1 protein-coding gene (cut by a window edge) is annotated in these 25513 nt (G+C 41.0%); it reads right to left on the bottom strand.

Annotated elements, in window-relative coordinates:
* Positions 1-64: 64 nt before the first annotated feature.
* A protein-coding gene (locus tag LQV47_RS01870; protein ID WP_230033193.1) for a non-ribosomal peptide synthase/polyketide synthase crosses the window boundary here: on the bottom strand, positions 65-25513 show its 3' portion. 18804 nt of this gene lie beyond the right edge of the window; only the last 25449 of its 44253 coding nucleotides appear in the window; its start codon lies beyond the right edge, outside the window; its stop codon occupies positions 65-67.

Genomic DNA, 25513 nt, shown 5'->3' with positions numbered 1-25513 from the left:
AGGTTTTCTTTAGTGTGTGTAGTTGATAAACATGGGAGACTTTTTACCATCTCCCATGTTTTTTTTAATTACTGGCAGCTGTTTTAAGGATAAGGTCAATAATATGCTCTTTCTGCTCCAGCATCGTTTGATGGGATGCATTAATAGGATAAACAGATAATAAATCACGGTTTTCAATGACTGAATCTACATTGTTATAGGCTGATCCCTGTACATGGCTGTTAAATGACTCATTAAAGGTTTCTCCCTCAAGCATTGCCTTGAATAAAACCACTTTTGTTGAATTCAGATTGTTTGAAATATTTTCTTTAATAATCGTATACTCTGCCGACATAAAGTTTTTAGTGGCTGTAAACTGACGGTCATCAATAGAAACATTCAGCTTCTCACTCAGCTCTTCATCTGTAGGGAACGAAAGGTATTCCACCAGCTTCTGATCAGAGGCGTAAAAAATAGTATCCAGCAGATAAACTGTAATTTTCTGATGTCCTCTGTTCTCAAGCTCTGCAGCAATTTCCAGAGCAATATTTCCTCCCAAAGACCATCCTAACAGGATATATTCTTCCTGCTGATGATCCTTCTGTATGTCATCAATATGAGCCAGATAATAATGAGCCAGCCCTTTCAGGTTACTGATCTTCTCTTCATTGTATAGGTTGTAGGAATCTACTCCGTAACAGTCATATTCTGCTTTCAATTGTTCTGCCAATGACTGATAGACTTCACAACCTCCATTTCCAGGATGTATAAGGAACATTTTCGGATTGTTGCTCTCCTGATTAAAAGCAACGATTGGCTTATACTCTTTTCCATAGCTCATCACCGTTCTGGAAAGTTTACTTACCGTTTTCTCTTTGAACAATTCTACAATTTTAAGCTGAACATCCAGCTGCTGATGTATCCTGTTGATCAGTTTAATAGCCATGATACTGTTTCCTCCCAATTTGAAGAAGTCATCATGAATACTAATTGCTTCCGGATCCAGATTCAATACTTCTCCATAAATACCGGCAAGTTTTCGTTGCATGTCATTTTCAGGAGCAGCATATTCTGAGATTCCAATAAACTCAGGCTCAGGAAGGCGTTTTCTGTCTATTTTTCCGTTGATGGTCAAAGGAAGACGTTCCAGATGGATATACACATTCGGAATCATATAATCCGGAAGTGTTTCTGATAAGAATTCAGAGATCATATGCGGATCTATAACCGGATCAGAAACATAGTATCCGGCAAGATATTTCATTCCTCCTCTGTTTTCTTTGGCCATAACGACTGCCTGCTTCACTCCGGGATACTGGAGCAGCCTGTTTTCAATCTCTCCAAGTTCAATTCTATAGCCGCGGATCTTCACCTGGAAGTCATTTCTTCCCATATATTCCAGTTCTCCATTAGATAACCAACGCACTAAATCACCGGTCTTATATAGTCGACCATTTTCTCCTTTTTCTTTTTGTTCTAATGTCTGGAATGGATTGTCCAGGAAGCGTTCTTCGGTCAGCTCAGGTTGGTTTAAGTACCCTCTGGCAATACCTGCTCCCCCTATATAAAGCTCTCCTACTGCCCCTACAGGAACAGGACGGAAATGGGCATCCAATACATAAACCGTCATGTTGTTGATAGGATCCCCGATATTTAATGGGTTGCGATCTTCTTTATAATAATGAAGTGTTGTACAGACTGTTCCTTCGGTTGGCCCATATTCATTAACGAGGATAATATCATCAATATTTTTATCTAAGGCGGGGAAGCTTTCCCCTCCTGCAAAAATCAATTTCAAATGGGTTCCGTTATCTATAACCTCCCTCAATAAAGCCGGTGGTATAAAGGAAACTTCTATATTATTTTCTTTGATGTAGTCATTAAGTTCGTTCACTGATGTTCTAAGATCATTGCTGTAAATCCACAAGGTATTCCCGTTACATAATGCCGGAAATGCTTCATAGACAAAGGCATCGAATACATAGTTCGAAAAACATCCTACTTCCTGATATTCTTCAAGTCGGTGAATTTTTATCATTGATTCTATAAGGTTGATCACTCCCGAATGCTCAATCATTACCCCTTTAGGAAGTCCTGTTGTTCCACTGGTATAAATCACATAAGCCAGGTTGTCTGAGCTTACTTTGGCAGCAGGATTATCAGCATTTGACTGATCAAGCTTTTCTATAACCTTTTCGCTGTCCAGTACAATTAAATCTGTTTTTCCTAAAGAGGATTCTATTAATTTATTGACTGCACTTTTTTGGGTAAGAATAACTTTGCTTGCAGTATCCTTTACAATATGATTAACTCTATCTACCGGATATGATGGATCCATAGGAACATAAGCCGCTCCGGCTTTCATTACAGCAAGACCTGCTATAATTATATCTTCAGAACGCTCAAGACATAGAGGTACCAGATCATCCGGCTGAAGATGATATTCATTGATAAGATGACTGGCCAAACGATTGGCCCTTTCATTCAATTCACGATAGGATAATCTTACATTTTGATATACTAAAGCTGTAGTATCCGGGGTCATTTCAACCTGGTTTTCAAAAAGCTGATGAATCGTAAACTTATCCTGATATGCTTTCTGGGTATTATTCCAAACTTCTACAATCTGTTTGCTTTCCTTCTCCGCGATCAGAGAAAGTTCATCAATTTTTGTATTCCCTGTTCCTGATTTTACCATCTGGGTCAGAAGGAATTGATAAGAATCGGCCATACGGACAATCGTTTCTTTTCTAAACAGAGAGGTTGCATAGTTGAAAGTCATCTGTATCGCTTCCGGACCATCATTCACCATTGTCGTCAGATCAAACTTCGCCGCCTGGTAGTCGACTTCACCATCAAAAGAATAGAATAAAGCTTCTTCTTCCTTCACTGCTGAATCTCCACCTCCAAAATTCTGCAGCCCAAACATTACCTGGAAGATAGGGTGTCTGGAGGTATCCTGCTCTACTCCAAGTTCCTCTACCAGCTTCTCGAATGGGAGATCCTGGTGAGATTGTGCTTCTGTTACCGAGCCTGCTACCTGAAGAATAAAGTCTTTCACTTTTTGCTCTGAATCAATTTTCTCTCTTAGCGCCAATGTATTGACAAAAAATCCGATAACACCCTCAAGACCAGCATAATGGCGATTGGCAATAGGGCTTCCCACGACTATATCTTCCTGGCCGGAATAGGCTGAAAGCATCAGATAATATCCACTCAGCATGACACTGTATACACTTACTCCAAGGTTTCTGGAGAGATCTCTGATCCCTTCGGATATTTCTCCTGATATATCAACATTAATCGTTTCTCCTTCATAAGAGATGTCTGCAGGTCTATGGAAATCCGTTGGCAAATCCAGACTTTGATAATCATCGAATTTAACCTTCCAATACTCAATCTGGCTATCCAGACGTTTACCTGAAAGATAATTACGCTGCCATAAAGCAAAATCTTTGTACTGAATCTTCAATTCAGGAAGTGTAGAAGCTATTCCTAATGATAATGTATGATAAAGACTGCTCAATTCTTTTAAAAAGACCTCTGTAGACCATCCGTCAAAAGCAATGTGGTGAATCACAACAGACAGATAATGCCGTCCTTTGAATCTGAAGATATTGATCTCTACAGGAATTTCTGAATCCAGACGGAAGACTTTATTGGCACATTTATTTATGTGCTGATCCAGTTCTTCTCTCGTCTCTACTTCTGTTATTTTAAATTCAGGAATAAGATCTGTAACTACCTGATAGCCCATTCCATCTACATTCGTTTTGATCAATGTGCGGAGCACTTCATGACGCATTACTACCGCTTCAAGAGCTTTACACAGAACAGAAACATTCGTTTTCTGATTCAGAATAACAGTCATTGGGATATTGTATGCACTGCTTCCTCCTTCATACGCTTCTATAAACCAAAGTCTTTCCTGAGCAAAAGATAAACGCTGCTCTTCAGGTGATGATATTACTATCGGGGTTATGGTTACCTGTTCATCCACATGATCATCTCCACTTAACACATTGGCGAGGGAAGCTATCGTCTTATGAGTAAGTACCTTAGCTACTTTCACCTGTATACCAAGCTCCTGCTTGATCTTATTGGCTAACTTAATCGCCATGATGCTGTTTCCTCCCAATCGGAAGAAATCATCGTGGACACTGATGTTTTCAGCGGCAAGCCCCAACACTTCACCGTAGATTCGGAATAATGTTCTCTGTAACTCATTTTCTACGGCTACATATTCTCTGTCTCCGCTGAATTCCGGTTCAGGAAGCTGTTTTCTGTCGAGTTTACCATTGATCGTTAATGGTAAAGCTGTTAAATGAACAAAAACATTCGGTACCATATATTCCGGTAAAGAGGATGATAGATATTCCGTAAGAATTTCATTATCAATATCTTCTTCTGATACATAATATCCGGCAAGGTATTTCATCCCCGCATTGTTCTCTTTGGCTAAGACTACCGATTGTCTTACTTCAGGATATTGAGACAAACGGTTTTCGATCTCTCCCAATTCTATTCTGTAACCCCGGATCTTTACCTGGAAGTCATTTCTCCCAATATATTCTATATTCCCATCAGAAAGCCAACGCACAAGGTCTCCCGTACTGTACAGTCTGCCATTCTCACCTCTTTCCTTCTGTTCCTTTGTTTGGAAAGGGTTAACAATGAAACGTTCTTCGGTCAGATCAGGTCTGTTTAAATAGCCTCTTGCTATTCCAGCTCCGCCAAGGTAAAGCTCGCCTACGGCTCCCACAGGAACTAATCGAAGGTTCCCATCCAGCACATAAGCGGAACTGTTTCCTACAGGACGGCCGATCAGATGAACATCGCCATGATCTACCTGTTTGTATGTGGCATAGATCGTTGCTTCGGTTGGTCCGTAAAGGTTATACAACACTTTCTCTTCTGACCAGTATTTTCCCGTTTCATAATCACACGGTTCTCCTGCGTATAATAACCCTTTTAATGAAGGACAATCCACGCGGGGTAGAACAGATAGCATTATCGGTGGCAAATAGGTGTAAGCAATATCATTAGAGATTAGGTATCTGCTGATGGCATCGGCATCTTTCTTCGTTTCTTCATCCAGCAGGTGAAGTTCGTTTCCATACAGTAAACTGTTGAAAAACTCGGATACGGATACGTCAAAAACATACGACGTATAAGCCGTTATTTTCTCTCCTTCACTGAAACCATAAGCCTCTCTTACCTGAGAAACTACATTCACTACATTTCCGTGTTCCACCATCACTCCTTTTGGCAGTCCGGTGGTTCCACTGGTATAAATAACATAGGCCAGATTATCACCTTTAGCTTCGGTAACCGGGTTCAATATTTCCTGTGTTGCCAGAATGGTTTGGAAAACAGAATCGTTTATAGAAATTGGTGTCACTGAAGATGTCACTTTTTCTATAGTCCTTTCTTCGGCAATAACAATTTTGCTGCCTGTATCTTTAAGAATATGTTCTATTCTGTCTGAAGGATAAGAGGGATCCATAGGAACATAGGCTGCTCCGGATTTTAATACCCCTAAAATAGCAATCAGCATATGTTCTGAACGCTCCAGGCATAACGGAACCAGATCATCCGGTTGAAGGGCATGTGTTTTTATCAGATAATTTGCCAAACGGTTGGAGCGCTCATTTAAATCTTTATAGGTGAGCTTAATATCTCCATAAACCAAGGCAACCGCATCTGGCGTCCTTGATACCTGAGATTCAAATAAACCATGAAGGGTTTTATCAGAATCAACAGGATCTATCACATTCCAGGATTGGATGAGCTTTATTTGATTATCAGAAACATAAGCAAGTTGATCTGATGTGATTTTCTTATTTTTAAGAATCTGATCTAAAAGAGTTTCCATTCCTTCAATCAACTGCTGTATCGTTTGTTCTTCGAAAAGAACGCCTTCATAATTGATCTTAACGGTTACACTATCTCCCTGTTCCGAAGCCATAATTCCCAACGGATAATCAAGCTTCTCTACAGAGTCCATGAACACAAATCCTAACTCATTACCCTCACCTCCTTTAGGTACAGGATAGTTCTCATACACAAATAAACTGCTGAAGATCCTGCGTCCATCATGGTGCAATGCTGCAAGGTTGATGTCACTGTGCGTATTGAGCTCACTGATCCTATTCTGAATCTCTGTGATCTGATCCACAACCCGGCCATCTGCATGGCTCACAATCAATGGCAGTGTGTTGATATATAATCCGGCTGAAGATTCTATCCCATCAACGGGTAAGCTTCTTCCTGAGACCGTTGTCCCTACAACACTTGTTCCTAAGCCACTGTAAATACTCAGCTGCTTATGCCATAAGTATTGTAAAACAGCATTCACCGTAAAGCCTTGTTCTTTAGTAAAAGCCTTCAACGTATGGTACTGATCTCCTTCGATCTGCATTTTTATATGCTGATGATCCTGGATATGACGGTAAGTTCCTAAGTCAATATGGCGCTGGTCTTCTTTTACCAGGCTGCTCAGATCTTCCTGGTCTTCCAGTAAGCCCATATAGGTATTCCAGAACTTCCCGCTGCTCTCTTTATGGGACTGAAGGTACTGCTGGGTTAAAGCATACGCAGAATCGGAAGCCAGTGAGATCTCCTTCCCTTTAAGCTGACCCAGGTAATGATCATGGATGCTATTGAGAATGACAGGCATACTCCAGCCATCCAGAATCGCATGGTGATTACTGAATAAACAGCTGTAGTGGCTATCTCCTCTTTTGAACAGATACACCCTGAAAAGACTGCCCTTGGTAAGGTCATACACCTCAAAGCGGTCCTTCTGGGTAATTTCTCCGATCAGGGACTCCTGAGATTCCTTACTCATTCCACTGATATCCTGGTAGCGCCAGTCTACTTCGCCTTCTTTATCGATAACCTGTACGATCTCGCCATTCCAGTCAAAACGTAGTCTCAACGACGGATATGCAGCCTGGGTACATTTCCAGGAATCTTTTAACTTCTCTTCATTAATTTTACTATGGTAGTCCCAGATCAACTGTACTCTGTAGGCATCATCTTTATCGCCTTGGTTCAACGCGTGATATACAAAGCCTTCCTGTAAGCTGTTCGCTAAATAAACCCCTTCAATTTCCCCTTTCTCCTGAATACCAAATAGCTGTTCCTGCTCTACAATATAGTCTATATCAGATGGAGTCAGGTAGCTTCGATCCTCTTCGGAAAGCAAGGTAATGATAGATTCCAAATGGCTCTTAAAGCCTTCTGACAGTAAAGTAATCTCTTCTTCACTCAGGTAACCGGTAACGCCAAAGCGTAATTGCCCATCCACAACAGCTCCATTGATGCTGATATAATGGCTGTCGCGGTTATTACTTCCTACCCCTAATCCACTGTCCTCAGCTGCGATAAACCAGCTCTTTTCGCCGGAGATATCTTCCTGGTCCAGCTGTCCAAGATAGTTGAAGCTGATCTTAGGTAGCTCACGTTCTATATAGCCTATCAAACTACCATAACCAATTCCGTTATTTGGAATACGTCGCAGGGATTCCTTAGTCAATACCACTGTATCCGAAAGGTCTTTCCCTTTCTTCAGCAGTAATGGATACATTGTGGTAAACCAACCTACAGTTTCGGTGATATCCAAGTTCCCAAAGACTTCTTCACGACCATGGCTCTCCAGCAATACGGAATGGCTTTCCTCTCCGGTTAATCCTGAAAGCGAAAGGGATAACGCTGAGAGAAGAAGATCATTGATTTGGGTATGGTATGCATGATGGGTCTTTCTGATCAACGATTCGGTCATCTCTTTACTTAGCATCAAATGACCGTGGTGGTGCTCTTTGCCAATGAAACTGCTTAGCGCAGCATTGTTAGATTCTACGGTTTCAGCCGTGGCATTCCAGAATAAAAGTTCCTGGGCTCTGGATTCCGGGTTTTCTGTTTTATAGCTTCGCACAGCTTCCACCCATTGGCGGTAGCTTGTCCCTTTTACATGACCCGTAATGTATTCTGTATCTCCTTTTTCAAGAGACTGATAAATATTCTTTAAGTCTTCGGTAATAATCCTCCAGCTTACGGCATCAATGATCAAATGGTGAAGGGCAAAGTAAATCCTTGCGCTGCCATCTGCATAACCGCTGATATAGCCGATCTGATACAATGATCCGTTTTCAATATCAAATTGAGACTGCCAGGCCGTGAAAGTCTTAGACAATTCTTCTGCACTTAATCCTGAAGCATCAAGGTAATTGATACTCGCTACGGATTCCTCACTGCTATATGCCTGGGTATAAACACCATCAGCTTTTAGATAATAAAGTCTGAACGCATCATGTCTTTCCACTAAATGATGGATGGAGGTTTCCAGTAACTCTTTATCAAGCTCTGGCACATTGATCAAAAAGGCCTGATTCCAGTGATTGAAATCTCCAAGATAACCCTGTTCTTTCTGGCTGAAGAACCAATCCTGAACAGGAAGTAAGGAAACTCCCCCTTCTAATATACCTTGCTCGGAAAGGATATGTTCTCCTTCTGTCTGTTTCTTTTCTTCTATGAGTAACGACAATGATGATACGCTGCGGGCCGTAAAGACTTCTTTTACACTTAGTCTTACTTCTAATTGTTGTCTGATTCTTCCTACCAGCTGGATACTGATGATACTGTCGCCTCCTAAGCGGAAGAAATCGTCTTCGATACTGATGGTTAATGGATCGAGCCCTAATACATCCCCATAGATCTGGCACAGTTTGACCTGAAGATCCGTTTGGGGAGCAACATAATCTTTGCTTCCTGTGAACTCCGGTTCCGGCAATTGTTTCTTATCCAGTTTTCCATTGATCGTTAATGGCAAGGCTGTTAAGTGTACAAAAGCACCTGGTACCATATATTCCGGTAAGCTCGCGGACAAATGCTCAGTAAGAAGATCGGAATCAATCTCAACATCTGACACATAGTATCCTGCCAGGTATTTTAAGCCTGCTTTATTTTCTTTGGCCAATACTGCCGTCTGACGGATTCCCGGATAATGAAGTAAGGTATTTTCAATCTCGCCTAATTCAATTCTGTACCCCCGGATTTTTACCTGGAAGTCATTTCTTCCGATGTATTCCAGCTCGCCATTAGCTAACCAGCGTACTAAGTCTCCCGTTTTGTATAAGCGGCTGTTTTCGCCTCTTGCTTTTTGGGATAATGTCTGGAATGGGTTATCAAGGAAACGTTCTTCTGTTAAATCCGGGCGGTTTAAATAACCTCGTGCAATTCCGGCTCCTCCGATATAAAGCTCTCCTACAGCTCCCACTGGAACAGCCCGCATATGGCCATCCAACACATAAGTCGTCATATTCCCAATCGGACCTCCAATATTCAACGGATTACCATCTTCTTTGTAATAGTGCAGCGTCGCACACACTGTGCCCTCGGTTGGACCGTACTCATTGACAAGTATAATATCATCAATATTTTTATCCAAAGCAGGGAAACTTTCTCCTCCGGCAAAAATCAATTTCAGGTTGGTGCCATTGTTTACAACTTCTCTCAATAAAACTGGTGGAATAAACGATACCTCTATATTATTTTCTCTGATATATTCGTTAAGTTCTCCTACAGATGTTCTAAGGTCATTGCTGTAAACCCACAAGGTGTTTCCATTACACAATACCGTGAGAGCTTCATAGACAAAGGCGTCGAATACATAATTTGAATAACATCCCACTTCCTTGAATTCTTCAAGTCGGTGAGCCTTAATCATTGATTTTATAAGATTTATCACCCCGGAATGTTCAATCATTACTCCTTTAGGGAGTCCTGTTGTACCACTGGTGTAGATGACATAGGCCAGATTATCTGAATTTACCTGGGTAACAGGATTATTTGAATCTGTGAGTTCAAGCTGTGCTTTAATGTTTACCTCATCTAAAGCGATACATTCTACCCCCAGGTCTTCCAACTTTTCTGTTGTGCTTTCCTGCCCTAAAACAAGTTTTGCATCGGTATCCTGAAGAATGTGTTTTATTCTGTCCACCGGATAAGACGGATCCATTGGAACATAAGCTGCTCCTGTTTTCATTACAGCAAGAATTGCAATCAGCATATACTCCGAACGATCTAAGCATAAAGGAATAATATCGTCAGGCTGAAGATTGTACGTTTCAAGAAGGTAATTGGCCAAGCGGTTTGATCGGTCATTCAGCTCTCTGTAAGAAAGTCTGACATCCTGATATACTACCGCTGTCTGATCCGGGGTTTTCAACACCTGATTTTCAAATAACTGATGAACTGTCAGGTCTTTTGCATATTCCTCCCGCGTATCATTCCAGCTTTCCACGGTCATTTTATATTCTTCTTCCTGTAGCAGAGAAAGTCCGCAAACTCTTGTATGATGAATATCAACCTGAATCAATTGATCTAAAAGAAGCTGGTAAGATCCGGCCATACGGACAATTGTATCTTTTTTAAACAGTGATTTTGCATAATTGAACATGATACGGAGGTCTCCTCCATGATCATCAACCATTGTCGTCAGATCAAATTTTGCCGCCTGATAGTCTACTTCTCCATCAAAAGGATAGAATAAAACGTCTTCATCATTTACTTTAGCATCTCCTCCTCCAAAACTTTGAAGGCCAAACATCACCTGGAAAATCGGGTGTCTGGAGGTATCCTGCTCTACTCCTAGTTCTTCCACTAACTTCTCAAATGGAAGATCCTGATGAGACTGCGCTTCTGTGATTGATTTTGAAACCTGAAGAATGAAGTCTTTAAGGGTTTGCTCAGGATCAATACTTTCTCTTAGCGCCAATGTATTAACAAAGAAACCAATGATGTCTTCAAGCCCAGCATGATGACGGTTCGCAATAGGGCTTCCTACTACAATATCATCCTGTCCTGAATAGGCAGAAAGCATCAGATAATAGCCTCCCAGCATCAAACTGTACAGACTTACTCCCAATTCTTTTGAAAGGTTTCTTAATTTTTCTCCCCGTTCTGCATCCAGACTGAAGTATAGATTTTCCCCTTCGTAAGAAATTTGAGACGGTCGTCTGAAATCCGTAGGTAAATCTAAATTATGGAAATCATCAAGCTTATTTTTCCAATAGTCAATCTGTTGATCAAGACGTTCTCCTGCAAGATAATTACGCTGCCATAAAGCAAAGTCTTTGTACTGAACCTTTAATGGAGGAAGCTCTGCGATTTCTCTACCGGAAAGCTTATAGTACATTGTTGCAAGCTCTTTCAGAAAGACATCTGTAGACCATCCGTCAAAAGCAATATGATGAACAACAACAGACAGATAATGATTGTTTTCTAAACTGAAAACATTTACTGCCACAGGAAGTTCTTCCTCTACACGGAATACCTTGTTGGCACACCTGTTTATGTTCTCTTCTAATTCTTCTCTCGTTTTTACTTCTGTGATTTTAAATTCCGGAATAAGGCCTGTAACCACCTGGTAACCTACCCCTTCTTCTGTAGTCCGGATCATCGAGCGTAGCACTTCATGGCGCATAATCACCATTTCCAGAGACTTCTGAAGAAGATCAAGCTGTATATCCTTATCCAGCATTGTCGTAATAGGAATATTATAAGCACTGCTTCCACCCTCATAAGATTCTATAAACCAAAGCCTTTCCTGAGCAAAAGACAATCTTTGTTTTTCAGGAGAGTCTACTTTTACAGGAGTAATGATGATTTGTTCACCTGTATTATTTTCATCTGCTAAAACAGTTGAAAGAGAAGCAATCGTTTTATGATTGAAAACCTCAGTGACTCCTATCTGAAGTTTTAGTTCCTGCTTAATTTTTCCGATCAGTTTTATGGCCATGATACTGTTTCCTCCAAGCCTGAAGAAGTCATCATCGATACTTATATTGGACGGATCAACCTTCAGTACCTCACCATAAATATCACATAGTTTCGCCTGTAATTCATTTTCCGGAATGATCTGTTTTTTGTTCCCTGTAAAATCAGGTTCCGGAAGCTGCTTTCTGTCCAGCTTCCCATTGATTGTTAATGGTAAAACATTCAAATGAACAAAAGCACCCGGCAACATATAATCCGGAAGAACTTCTGACAGGAAGTCAAAAAGCAGACCTGGATCTATGGATGAGTCTGACACATAATAGGCTGCCAGATATTTCATCCCTTCGTTATTTTCTTTTGCCAATACTGCTGCCTGACGGATATTAGGATACTGAAGCAATCTGTTTTCAATTTCTCCTAATTCAATTCTGTAGCCTCGGATTTTTACCTGGAAGTCATTACGTCCAATATATTCTAATTCTCCATTAGATAACCAACGTACTAAATCACCGGTTTTATATAACCGTCCGTTTTCACCTCTTTTCTTCTGCTCTGCGGTCTGGAAAGGGTTCAGCATAAAGCGTTCTTCCGTAAGTTCCGATCTGTTTAAATATCCTCTGGCAATACCTGCTCCTCCGATATAAAGCTCTCCTATTACCCCTACAGGAACCTGACGAAGATTCTTATCCAATACATAAGCCGTCATATTTCCGATGGCTTTTCCAATATTCAATGGATTACCATCCTCGTTATAGTGGTGTAATGTGGCACACACTGTTCCTTCGGTTGGACCGTAGGCATTGATAATGTCTACTCCATATTCTTTATAAAGCTTCATTACCTGAGGGTTCGTTACATCTCCAGCCACTACCAATTTCTCTAAAGGAAGTATATATTCATCCGTCAAAAGGATTGGCGGAATAGTCGCTATACTAATATTGTGTTCTTCTATATATTCCTGTAATTCGGAAAGATCAATCCTTTTTTCTTTTTCCAGTAAATAGATGCTATGGCCATGAGTAATAACAGGATACAATTCCCATACATGGGCGTCGAATACATAGCTCGCATACCACAGGCAGTTTTTATGGATCCCTCCATCAGATCTCAATCCAAATTCTTTAGCTTCCTGTTCTATTAAGTTGGCTACATTTCTGTGCTCTACCATAACTCCTTTTGGAAGTCCTGTTGTTCCACTGGTGTAAATTACATAAGCCAGGTTATGGGATTTAACTGTAGTCACAGGATTTTCTGAAGATTCTCTCTTAATCACATCCCGGAAAGCAGTCTGATCTAAGGAAATAGCATCTGCTTCTGTATTCTGTAGCTTATCTATTGTTTCCTCTTCTCCAAGAACCAGTTTTGCTCCTGTATCATGAAGAATATGTTCTATCCTGTCTGCCGGATATGAAGGATCCATGGGTACATAAGCGGCTCCGGTCTTCAATACAGCTAATATTGATATAAGCATATGTTCCGATCTTTCCAAACATAATGGGATCAGATCATCTGGCTGAAGATCATAAGTCCTGATCAGATAATTAGCCAGTCGATTAGCTCTATTGTTTAGCTCAGTATAGGATAACTTAACATTCTGGTATACCAATGCAATGTGATCAGGCGTTTTTGAAACCTGGTTTTCAAACAGTTCATGAATCGTTTTATCTGAAGAAAAATCAGAAACTGTATGGTTCCAGGATTTTATCAGGTTCAACTGATTTTCAGAAACATATGAAAGCTGATCTGAAGTGATCTCCCAGTTTTCTAATACCTGTCCTAAAACAGACTTCATCCCTTCCATCAGCTGCTCCATGGTTTGCTGCTCAAAAAGAACTCCTTCATAATTGATTTTCATCGTTACGCTCTCTCCCTGTTCATAAGCCATTATTCCCAGCGGATAATCCAATTTTTCTACAGAACCTTTGAAAACAAATCCTAATTCATTACCGTCATCTCCTCCTGCCGGTACCGGATAGTTCTCATACACAAATAAGCTGCTGAACACACATCGTGCATCATGTTGAAGCTCCCCAAGGCTGACATCGCTGTGTGTGTTAAGCTCACTGATTCTCTGCTGGATATTGGAAATAATATCCACCACTTTACCTTCCGTATGCTCTACAATAAGTGGAAGTGTATTGATAAACAGTCCCGCAGATGATTCTATGTCATCGATAGGAAGGCTTCGTCCAGACACTGTAGTCCCTACCACTGTTGTTTCTACTCCGCTATACATACCCAGCTGGCTATGCCACAGATATTGCAGAACAGCATTTACCGTAAATCCATTTTTGGTAGTGAATTTTTTCAGTTGTTGGTACTGGTCATCTGCCAACGTCATTTTTACAAACTGATGATCCTGTATCTGACGGTAGGTTCCAAGGTCAATATGTCTTTGGGATTCCTTCATCAGGCTGCTTAAGTCTTCCTGATCCTGAAGCAGGCTCATATAGGTTTTCCAGAAACTTCGGCTGCTGTCTTTATACTGCTGAAGGTATTTCTGAGTGTTAACATAGGCATGATCTATTACAAAGCCCGGATCCCGTTTTTTGATAAGGTTCAGATAGATATCATGGATACTTTTGAGTACGATAGGCATACTCCATCCATCCAAAACAGCATGGTGATTACTGAATAGACAGGTGTAATGTTTATCTGAACATTTAAATAAGTATATTCTGAATAATCCTCCTTTTGACAGGTCATAGACTTCAAAACGGTCCTTCTGAGTGACATCGCGGATCAATTCTTCCTGTTGACTCTCCTCCATTCCGCTTAGATCCTCAAATCTCCAGTCAAGTGGGCTTTCCCTGTCGATAATCTGAACAATCTCTCCACTCCAGTTGAATCTGAGCCTCAATGCCGGGAACTGTTGTTGAGTATAGAACCACGCTTTTTTAAGCGTTTCAACATTCATTTCAGACCTATAATCCCAAATCAGCTGTACCCGGTACGCATCATCCGTATCCCCTTGTTTTAGAGCATGATATACAAACCCTTCCTGTAAACTGTTAGCTAAGAATACTCCTTCCACTTCTCCATTTTCCTGGATGGCGTCAAGCTGTTCTTTGTTTACAATGTTCTCTATATCTGAAGGGGTAAGGAAGCTTCGTGTATTTTTGGAAAGCTCATCTATAATCTCAATGATATAATCTTTGAACTTCTGAGTAATCCGTTTTACCTGATCCTGAGACAGATGTGCAGAAACGCTGAAGCGAAGCTGACCGTCTACAACAGCACCATTAATTCCTATAATATAGCTTTCTTTATTTGATGCTCCGATAGAAAGTCCACTGTCTTCTGCTGCAATAAACCATGCTTTCTCAGCAGCCCCTTCTTCCTGGTCAAGCTGCCCAAGATAGTTGAAGCTGATTTTTGGAAGTTCATGTTTTGTATATCCTACAAGGCTTCCGTAGCCAATTCCATTATCTGGAACGCTTCTTAATGCCTCTTTAGTCAATACTACCGTATCATTGAGCTTTTTCCCCGTTTCCAGTAATAACGGATACATTGAGGTGAACCATCCTACTGTTTCTGTAATATCTAAGCTAGGGAAAACATCTTCACGACCATGACCTTCCAGCAAAACCGCATGACGGGATTCTCCTGTAAGTTCTGTAAGGGCTGAAGCTAATGCCGATAATAACAGATCATTAATCCTTGTCTGATATACATGATGGCTGCCTCTGATAAGCTTTTCTGTATTTTCCTTATCTAAAAGAAGAATATCATGGTTGCTTTCCGGTATAGAAATAGCCTCCAATGTTTTATTAATTCTATGGACTATTTCTGTCGTTTTATTCCAGTAAGCAAGTTCTTTCTCTCTGGATTCCGGAGTTTCTTTTTTATATCCTTTTACAGCATCCACCCATTGACGGTAGCTGCTTCCTTTTTGGACTACTTTAAAGTCTTCTCCTCTTTCAAGAGTCTGATATATGTTTTTTAAGTCATCTATAATAATTCTCCAGCTTACTGTATCGATGATCAGGTGATGGAATGCAAAAAAGATTCTGGTGCTTCCATCTTCATATCCTGTTATATACGCAATACGGTACAATGGTCCTTTTTCTATATCAAACTGGGCATGCCATTGGGTAAAGAGCTGAGAAAGCTCCTCCATTGTCATATCCGAAGTATCGAGATAGCTGATTTCCGGAGTGGCTTCTAATCCATATTGCTGGGAGTACAATCCATTTTCTTTTGGATAATGAATTCTAAATGCATCATGCTTTTCAATGAGCAGGCGGACACTTTTCTCCAAAAGCTCCTTATTTAGCTGGGGTACATTGATCAGGAAGGCCTGATTCCAGTGGTTGAAATCCACCAGATATCCTAATTCTTTCTGACTGAAGAACCATTCCTGGATTGGAAGTAATGAAATTTCTCCTTCCAATACTCCTTGTTCTGCCAAAATATGGATTGCTTCATTTTGACTTTTCTCTTCGATAAGTAAAGACAAAGCAGCAGCAGTTCTGGCCGTAAATACTTCTTTAACACTTACTCTTATATCCAGTTGCTGTCTGATTCTTCCTACCAGCTGAATACTGATGATACTGTCTCCTCCTAGACGGAAGAAATCGTCTTCGATACTGATACCTTTAGCATCAAGACCCAAAACATCACCATAGATCTGGCACAATTTAACCTGAAGATCGGTTTTTGGAGCAATATAATCTTTACCTCCCGTGAATTCTGGTTCAGGAAGCTGTTTTCTATCCAGTTTTCCATTGATTGTTAATGGCAAAGAGGTTAAATGAACAAAAGCACCCGGTATCATATATTCCGGTAAACTTGTAGAAAGGTGTTCAGAAAGGAGATTGGAATCAATCACTGAATCTGATACATAATAGCCTGCCAGGTATTTTAAGCCTGCTTTATTTTCTTTGGCCAGAACAGCTACCTGACGGATACCAGGGTAATGAAGCAATGTATTTTCAATCTCCCCTAATTCGATTCTGTAGCCCCGGATTTTTACCTGGAAGTCATTTCGACCTACATATTCAAGCTCGCCATTGGCTAACCAGCGTACTAAATCGCCTGTTTTATATAAGCGTTCATTCTGACTTCCCGTCTTTTGATCTTCGGTCTGGAACGGATTTAATATGAATCGTTCTTCGGTTAAATCCGGACGGTTTAAATAGCCTCTGGCAATACCTGCCCCTCCGATATAAAGCTCCCCTACAGCACCCACTGGAACCGGCCGCATATGGTTGTCCAGTACATAACTTGTCATATTTCCGATAGGGCCTCCAATATTTAATGGATTTCCATCTTCATTATAGTGATGCAGTGTGGCACAAACGGTTCCTTCTGTGGGACCATAAGCATTAATGATATCTACTCCTTCAGCCTGATAAAGAGCCATCAGTTGTGGATTTGTTACATCTCCCGCTACGACAAGCTTTTCTAAAGGCAGAATATAATCTTTGGTTAAAAGAACAGGCGGTATGGTGGCAATACGGATATGATTGGTTTCTATATACTGTTGTAAAGCAGCAATATCGGTCTGTTTTTCTTTGTCTAAAATATAGATACTGTGACCATGAGTAATGACAGGATACAACTCCCATACATGGGCATCAAACACGTAATTAGCATACCAAAGACAGTTTTTAAGCCCGTCAGAAATCAACCCAAATTCTTTGGCTTCCTGCTGTATTAAGTTGGCTACATTTCTGTGTTCTACCATTACTCCTTTTGGAAGTCCTGTTGTTCCGCTGGTGTAGATGACATAAGCCAGGTTTTCAGGTGTAACTGAAGTGACCGGATTATTTGAATCTGTTAGTTCAAGCTGTGCTTTAAAGGAAATGTCATCTAAGGAAATGGATTCTACATCCAGATTTTGTACTTTCTCTGCTGTACTTTCCTGACCAAGAATTAATCTTGCTCCTGTATCCTGAAGAATGTGTTCTATTCTCTCCACCGGATAGGATGGATCCATTGGCACATAAGCCGCTCCCGATTTCAGTACTGCGAGAATTGCAATCAGCATATTCTCAGAGCGCTCTAAACACAGAGGAATAATATCATCAGGCTGAATATTGTAAGTTCCTATAAGGTAATTCGCCAGACGATTTGCCCTGTTATTTAATTCTCTGTAGGATAAATGAACATCCTGATAAACCAAAGCAATCTGATCAGGAGTCTTTGAAACCTGATTTTCAAATAGCTTATGAATGGTTTCTTCCTCATATGCAGATGCTGTCGTATTCCAATCTTCCGTTACTTTTTTCTTACTGTCTGCGGGTATTAGAGGAAAGCCACAAAGCTTAACATTTTCAAGTGTATGCTCATGAGCACCAAAAGCCTGTTCAAGAATATACTGATAGGAACCGATCATATTATTGACCGTTTCTCTAGCGAAAATAGTCTTGCCATAATTAAACATTCCACGGATGGTTTCTTCACCATCATCAATCATAGTCGTCAGATCAAACTTCGCGACCTGATAGTTTACTTCTCCCTCGAAAGGAGAAAACAACGCTTCCCCATCATGGGTATCTCTACCAAAACTCTGAAGACCAAACATCACCTGGAAGACCGGATGTCTGGATGTATCCTGTTCCACTCCTAATTCTTCCACTAACTTTTCAAATGGAAGATCCTGATGAGACTGGGCTTCTGTTACCGATTTTGATACCTGAAGAATAAAGTTTCTGAGACTCTGTTCAGTGTCAATATTTTCTCTCAATGCAAGGGTATTGACAAAGAAACCGATAATGTCTTCGAGTCCTGCATGATGACGGTTGGCAATAGGGCTTCCCACTACAATATCGTCCTGTCCCGAGTAGGCAGAAAGCATCAGGTAATATCCACCCAGCATGACACTGTATAAACTCACTCCCAGTTTTCTGGATGTGTTTCTAAGACTTTGGGCAACTTTTGGATCAACAATAAAATTAATAGTTTCTCCTTCGTAGGATACCTGAGCCGGTCTTTTGAAATCTGCAGGTAAATTAAGGTTCTGGAAATCATCAAGCTTGTTTTTCCAATACCCAAGCTGGCTATCCAATCGAGCCCCTGTCAGATAGTTTCTCTGCCATAAAGCAAAGTCTTTATATTGAATCTTTAATTCCGGAAGCTGAGGAGATTTTCCATTGATAAGAGCTTCGTAAACGGTTTGTATTTCCTGTAAGAATATATCGGTGGACCAGCCATCAAAAGCAATGTGATGGATTACCACCGACAGATAATGTTCATCTCCTAAGCTGAAGGTGTTCACTTCTATAGGAAGCTCTTCATCCAGACGGAAAACTTTATTTGAAATTCTGTTGACCACCTCATCAAGTTCTGCTCTTGTTTCTACATGATGCCTATGCATTTCCGGAACACGGTCTGTCACCAGCTGATAGCCCTTGCCTTCCTCTGTAGAAAGGATAATACTTCTCAAAACTTCATGACGCATTACAATGGTTTCCAATGCTTTGCAAAGTGCTAAAATGTTTGTTTTCTCATTAAGGCGAACAGTCATCGGAACGTTGTAAGCACTACTTCCTCCTTCATAGGTTTCTATAAACCAAAGTCTTTCCTGAGCAAAGGACAATCTCTGCTCTTCCGGAGAATTGACTTTTACAGGAGTAATACTTACCTGCTCATCATTATTCTGATTGGCCAATGCGTTTGAAAGTGAGGCTACTGTTTTATGACCAAATATTACAGCAACTCCCACCTGAGTATTCAACGTACGTTTGATACCACTAATCAATTTTATAGCCATGATACTGTTTCCTCCAAGGCTGAAGAAATCATCATTGATTCCGATTATTGCTGCATCCAGACCCAGAACTTCTCCATAGATCTGACACAGTCTTTCCTGCAACTCATTCTCTGGTGCTGTGTATTCTCTGCCTCCCGTAAATTCAGGCTCAGGCAGTTGTCTCCTGTCCAGTTTTCCATTAATCGTTAATGGTAAAGAGATTAAATGGACAAACGCAGCAGGAACCATATATTCAGGTAAGGCTTCCGATAAGAAAGACGTAAGATGACCGGTGTCTATAGAAGTATCTGATACATAATATCCTACAAGGTATTTCATCCCAGCTTTGTTTTCTTTAGCCAAGACTACGGATTGTCTTACTTCAGCATATTCCTGAAGTCTGTTTTCGATCTCTCCTAATTCTATCCTGTAACCTCGGATCTTAACCTGAAAGTCATTTCTGCCAATGTATTCTAATTCCCCATCGGAAAGATAGCGGACAAGGTCTCCCGTTTTATACAGGATCCCGTTCTTGCCGGCTTCTTTTTCTTTCAAAGTCTGGAATGGATTCGGGATGAAACGTTCTGCGGTTAATTCCGGTCTGTTTAAATAGCCCCGTGCAATTCCCGATCCTCCTACATACAATTCTCCTACAGCTCCGATAGGAACTGCCCGAAGATGGGAATCTAAAATATACATCCCCTGATCCGGAATATTCTCTCCGATCAGAGATGCTCTGTCTAAATCTTCTACACTCAGCTTCTTATAGGTTACATGGACTGTGGTCTCTGTAATACCATACATGTTGATGAGGGTTGGTGCGGAACGGTAACGTTCATACCAAGGTTTTAAGGAGGCCAGGTTTAAGGCTTCTCCTCCAAATATAACATAGCGAAGACTGCTTAGGTCTTCTTCGCGCTGAAGAGCGGTATCGATAAACTGATAGAAGGCAGTTGGCGTCTGGTTGAGCACCGTAAGACCTTCTTTCAGGCATAAACTGAAGAATAAATTTGTGTCTTTGGTCTGTTCTGAGGATGGGACCAATAGCTTTCCACCATAGAAAAAGGCGCCCCAGATTTCCCATACACTAAAGTCAAACACATAGGAATGGAATAAACTCCATACATCCCGGTCATTGAAGTGATACCAGTGATTGGTAGCACTGAACAAACGGGCTACATTTCGGTGAATCTGCATTACGCCTTTTGGCATTCCTGTCGTTCCACTCGTATAGATCACATACGCAAGGTGGTCAGGACCTACCTCGGTAACCGGATTGGAGACACTGCTCTCAGCAAGGGTTCTTTCCAGTTCTGCATCATTCAGCACAAGTACTGAGGTAGCAATTCCACTGCAGGCTTCCTGAACTGTGGAGGCTGCAATGCTATGAGCAAGCACTATTTTTGCCCCGGTATCTTCCAGGATATGACGGATTCGCTCTACAGGATACGATGGATCCATAGGAACATACGCTCCGCCGGCTTTTAAAACTCCCAGAATAGCTGTAAGCATATCTTCTGAACGTTCTAAACATAATGGAACGAGGTCATCAGGCTGAAGGTCGTAAGTTTCAATAAGGTAATGAGCCAAACGGTTTGAACGATCATTAAGCTCACGGTAAGACATCCTTACATCCTGATATACTATGGCTATGTGATCCGGAGTTCTTTCAACCTGGGCTTCAAATAATGCCTGAATTGTAGTGTCACTCGCATAGCTATTTTCCATAGACCATAACCCTGATAACTGAGTGTGCTGTTCTTTGGTCAGGTAATATAATTGATCACATGAAATTTCAGAATTTTCAAGAATCTGTTCTAAAACAGTATTCATTCCTCCGATCAGTTGATTGATCATCTTCTCATCGAACAAAAATCCTTCATAACTGATATTTAAAGTCACCTCCTCTCCGGTTTCGTAAGCCACTATTCCTAATGGATAGTCGAGTCGCTCGACTGAACCTTTAAAAACAAATGATAATTCATTGTCTTCTCCTCCTTTTGGAGCAGGATAGTTTTCATAGACAAATAAGCTGCTGAAAATTCTGCGTCCATCATGCTGAAGGCTGGCCAGATTCACACTACTATGGGTATTCAGCTCACTGATTCTATGCTGAATCTCCGATATAATATCTACCACTTTACCTTCTGTATGATTTACAATAAGAGGTAAAGTATTAATATAAAGTCCTACAGAGGATTCTATTTCATCCACCGGTAAACTTCGTCCGGATACCGTAGTTCCTACTACCGTTGTGGATCCTCCACTGTAGATACCAAGCTGTTTATGCCATAAATACTGAAGTACAGCATTGATTGTAAATCCGTTTTCGGATGTAAATTTCTTCAGCTCCTGATACTGTTCACCTGCTATCGACATTTTTATCGAGCGGTGATCTACTATTTGTTTATACTCCGAAAGGTCAATCTGTTTTTGAGATTCTTTGATTAAGCTTCCCAAATCTTCACGATCTTCCAGAAGTCCCATATAATCTTTCCAGAAACTGCTGTTGCTGTCCTTGTTTTCCTGAAGGTATTTCTGAGCTTCGGCATACGCTTTATCCGGAACAGGTAAAAGCTCCTGTCCTTTAACAAGTTTAAGATAGGCCTCATGAATAAGCGTCAGGAATATAGGCATACTCCACCCATCAAGAATGGCATGATGATTACTGAAGAGACAGCTATAATGGTTGTCTGAACGTTTGAAAATATACACTCTGAAGAGGCTTCCTTTAGATAAGTCGTATATTTCGAAACGGTCTTTTTGAGTCATTTCTTTGACCAGGTTTTCCTGATCTTCATCGTTCATCTCACTGATGTCATGATAACGCCAGTCCAGGTTTCCTTTCTTATCGATAATCTGAACAATTTCTTCACTCCAGTCAAATCTTAATCGTAAGGTAGGAAGTTGTTCCTGCGTGTATATCCATGCGTCTTTAAGCTTATTCAAATCCATTCCGGACATATAATCCCATACCAGCTGTACTCTGTAGGCATCATCCTTATCTCCCTGGTTGAGTGCATGGTATACAAACCCCTCCTGTAAACTGTTGGCAAGATATACTCCTTCAACAGCTCCTGACTCCTGAATATACATCAGCTGTTCTTTCCCAACAATATTTTCTGTATCTGATGGAGTGAGCCAGCTTCTGGTTTCTGCCAGAAGTTCGTCAACCGTCTGTTTTATATATTCTTTAAATCTTTCTGTCAGCAGATTGATCTGATCTTGTGAAAGATATCCTGAGAGTCCAAAGCGAAGTTGACCATCTGCAATCGCCCCGTTTATACTGATCATATAGCTATCCCGGTTTTGACTTCCCATGGAATTTCCGCTATTTTCTCCGGAAATAAACCATGTTTTTTCTCCGGTACTTTCCTCCTGGTCAAGCTGTCCAAGATAGTTGAAACTGATTTTTGGAAGAGCATATTTTGTGTAGCCTACAAGACTGCCGTAACCAATTCCATTGTTTGGAATACTTCTCAACGATTCTTTGGTCAGAATAGCCGTGTCTTTTACATCATTACCTGTTTCCAGTAATAATGGATACATAGAAGTAAACCATCCTACGGTTTCTGTAATATCAAGGTTATTGAAAACATCTTCACGACCGTGCCCCTCAAGAAGGACAGCATGCCGGGATTCTCCTGTAAGATCTGAAAGAGCCGAAGCAAGGGCTGACAATAGCAAATCATTAATCTGTGTATGATAGACATGATGCACTTCTCTGATTAACTTCTCGGTATATCCATGATCCAACATAAGATTGGCAAAATGATATTCTGAAGAAGATAATTCTGCCAGGGCATTATTACTTTGTCCTACAGTATCAATAGTGTTATTCCAATAAGTAAGTTCCTCTTCTCTGGATGCCGGGTTATCTTGTTTATATCCTTTTACGGCTTCAACCCACTGACGGTAACTGCTTCCTTTTACAGGGGGTTCAACTTTATTTCCTTTCTCAAGAGTCTGATACAAATTCTTCAGGTCTTCGGTAAGAATTCTCCAGCTTACCGCATCAATAATCAGGTGATGAAGAGCAAAGAAAATTCTTGCGCTTCCGTCTTCATACCCCTTACTATATCCTATCTGGAATAATGGCCCCTTTTCTATATTAAATTGTGCCTGCCATTCCGTCAATATTCCTGGAAGATCTTCTGATGGGAGTCCTGACACATCCAGATACTTGATATCCGATATTGTTTCTATTCCGTACTGCTGGGTGTAAGTTCCATTTTCTTTTGGATAATACATCCTGAACGCATCATGTCTTTCAATGAGCAATCTTACACTCTCTTCCAGTAATTCTGCACTTAACTCAGGAACTTTAATCAAGAAGGACTGATTCCAATGGTTAAGGTCTCCTACATATCCCTGTTCTACCAAATCAAAGAACCATTCCTGGATAGGAAGGAAGGATAATTCTCCTGTCAACGCTCCCTGTTCTGTCAGAATATGAGTCTGCTCTTCTTTTTCTTTGATCTCGATCAGCTCAGAAAGCTTCAGTACAGATCTTGAAGTAAAGACATCTTTAACACTTACTCTTATATCCAGACGCTGCCGTATTCTGCTGACAAGCTGTATACTGATAATACTGTCTCCTCCTAATCTGAAGAAATCATCATTGACTCCGATTGTTGCTGCATCCAGACCCAGAACTTCTCCATAGATCTGACACAGTCTTTCCTGCAACTCATTCTCCGGTGCTGTGTATTCTCTGCCTCCCGTAAACTCAGGCTCAGGCAGTTGTCGCCTGTCCAGTTTTCCATTAATCGTTAATGGTAAAGAGGTTAAATGGACAAACGCAGCAGGAACCATATATTCAGGTAAGGCTTCCGATAAGAAAGACGTAAGATGACCGGTGTCTATAGAAGTGTCTGATACATAATACCCCACAAGGTATTTCATCCCCGCTTTGTTTTCTTTAGCCAATACTACGGATTGTCTTACTTCAGCATATTCCTGAAGTCTGTTTTCGATCTCGCCCAATTCTATCCTGTACCCACGGATCTTGACCTGGAAATCATTTCTACCAATGTATTCTAATTCGCCATCGGAAAGGTAACGGACAAGGTCTCCCGTTTTATACAGGATCCCATTCTTGCCTACCGATTTCTCTTCCAAAGTCTGGAATGGGTTCGCAATGAAACGTTCGGCGGTTAATTCCGGTCTGTTTAAATAGCCCCGTGCAATTCCGGATCCTCCTACATACAGTTCTCCTACAGCTCCGATAGGAACTGCCCGAAGATGGGAATCTAAAATATACATCCCCTGATCCGGAATATTCTCTCCGATCAGAGATGCTCTGTCTAAATCTTCTACACTCAGCTTCTTATAGGTTACATGGACTGTGGTCTCTGTAATACCATACATGTTGATGAGGGTTGGTGCGGAACGGTAACGTTCATACCAAGGTTTTAAGGAGGCCAGGTTTAAGGCTTCCCCTCCGAATATAACATAGCGAAGACTGCTTAGGTCTTCTTCGCGCTGAAGAGCGGTATCGATAAACTGATAGAAGGCAGTTGGCGTCTGGTTGAGCACCGTAAGACCTTCTTTCAGACATAAACTGAAGAATAAATTCGTGTCTTTGGTCTGTTCTGAGGATGGTACCAATAGTTTTCCACCGTAGAAAAAGGCACCCCAGATTTCCCATACACTAAAGTCAAACACATAGGAATGGAATAAACTCCATACATCCTGATCATTGAAATGATACCAGTGATCGGTGGCACTAAACAAACGTGCTACGTTTCGGTGAATCTGCATTACACCTTTTGGCATTCCTGTGGTTCCACTCGTATAGATCACATAGGCAAGGTGGTCAGGACCGACCTGGGTAACCGGGTTGGAAGCACTGCTGTTAGCAAGGGTTCTTTCCAGTTCTGAGTCATTCAGCACAAGTACTGAAGTATCAATTCCACTGCAGGCTTCCTGAACTGTTGATGCTGCAATGCTATGAGCCAGGACTATTTTTGCCCCGGTATCTTCCAGGATATGACGGATTCGCTCTACAGGATATGACGGATCCATAGGAACATACGCTCCTCCGGCTTTTAAAAC

Origin of the sequence: Chryseobacterium sp. Bi04 (assembly GCF_918698085.1) — a bacterium.
GTDB lineage: Bacteria > Bacteroidota > Bacteroidia > Flavobacteriales > Weeksellaceae > Chryseobacterium.
This window is presented reverse-complemented; position numbering and strand designations above follow the sequence as displayed.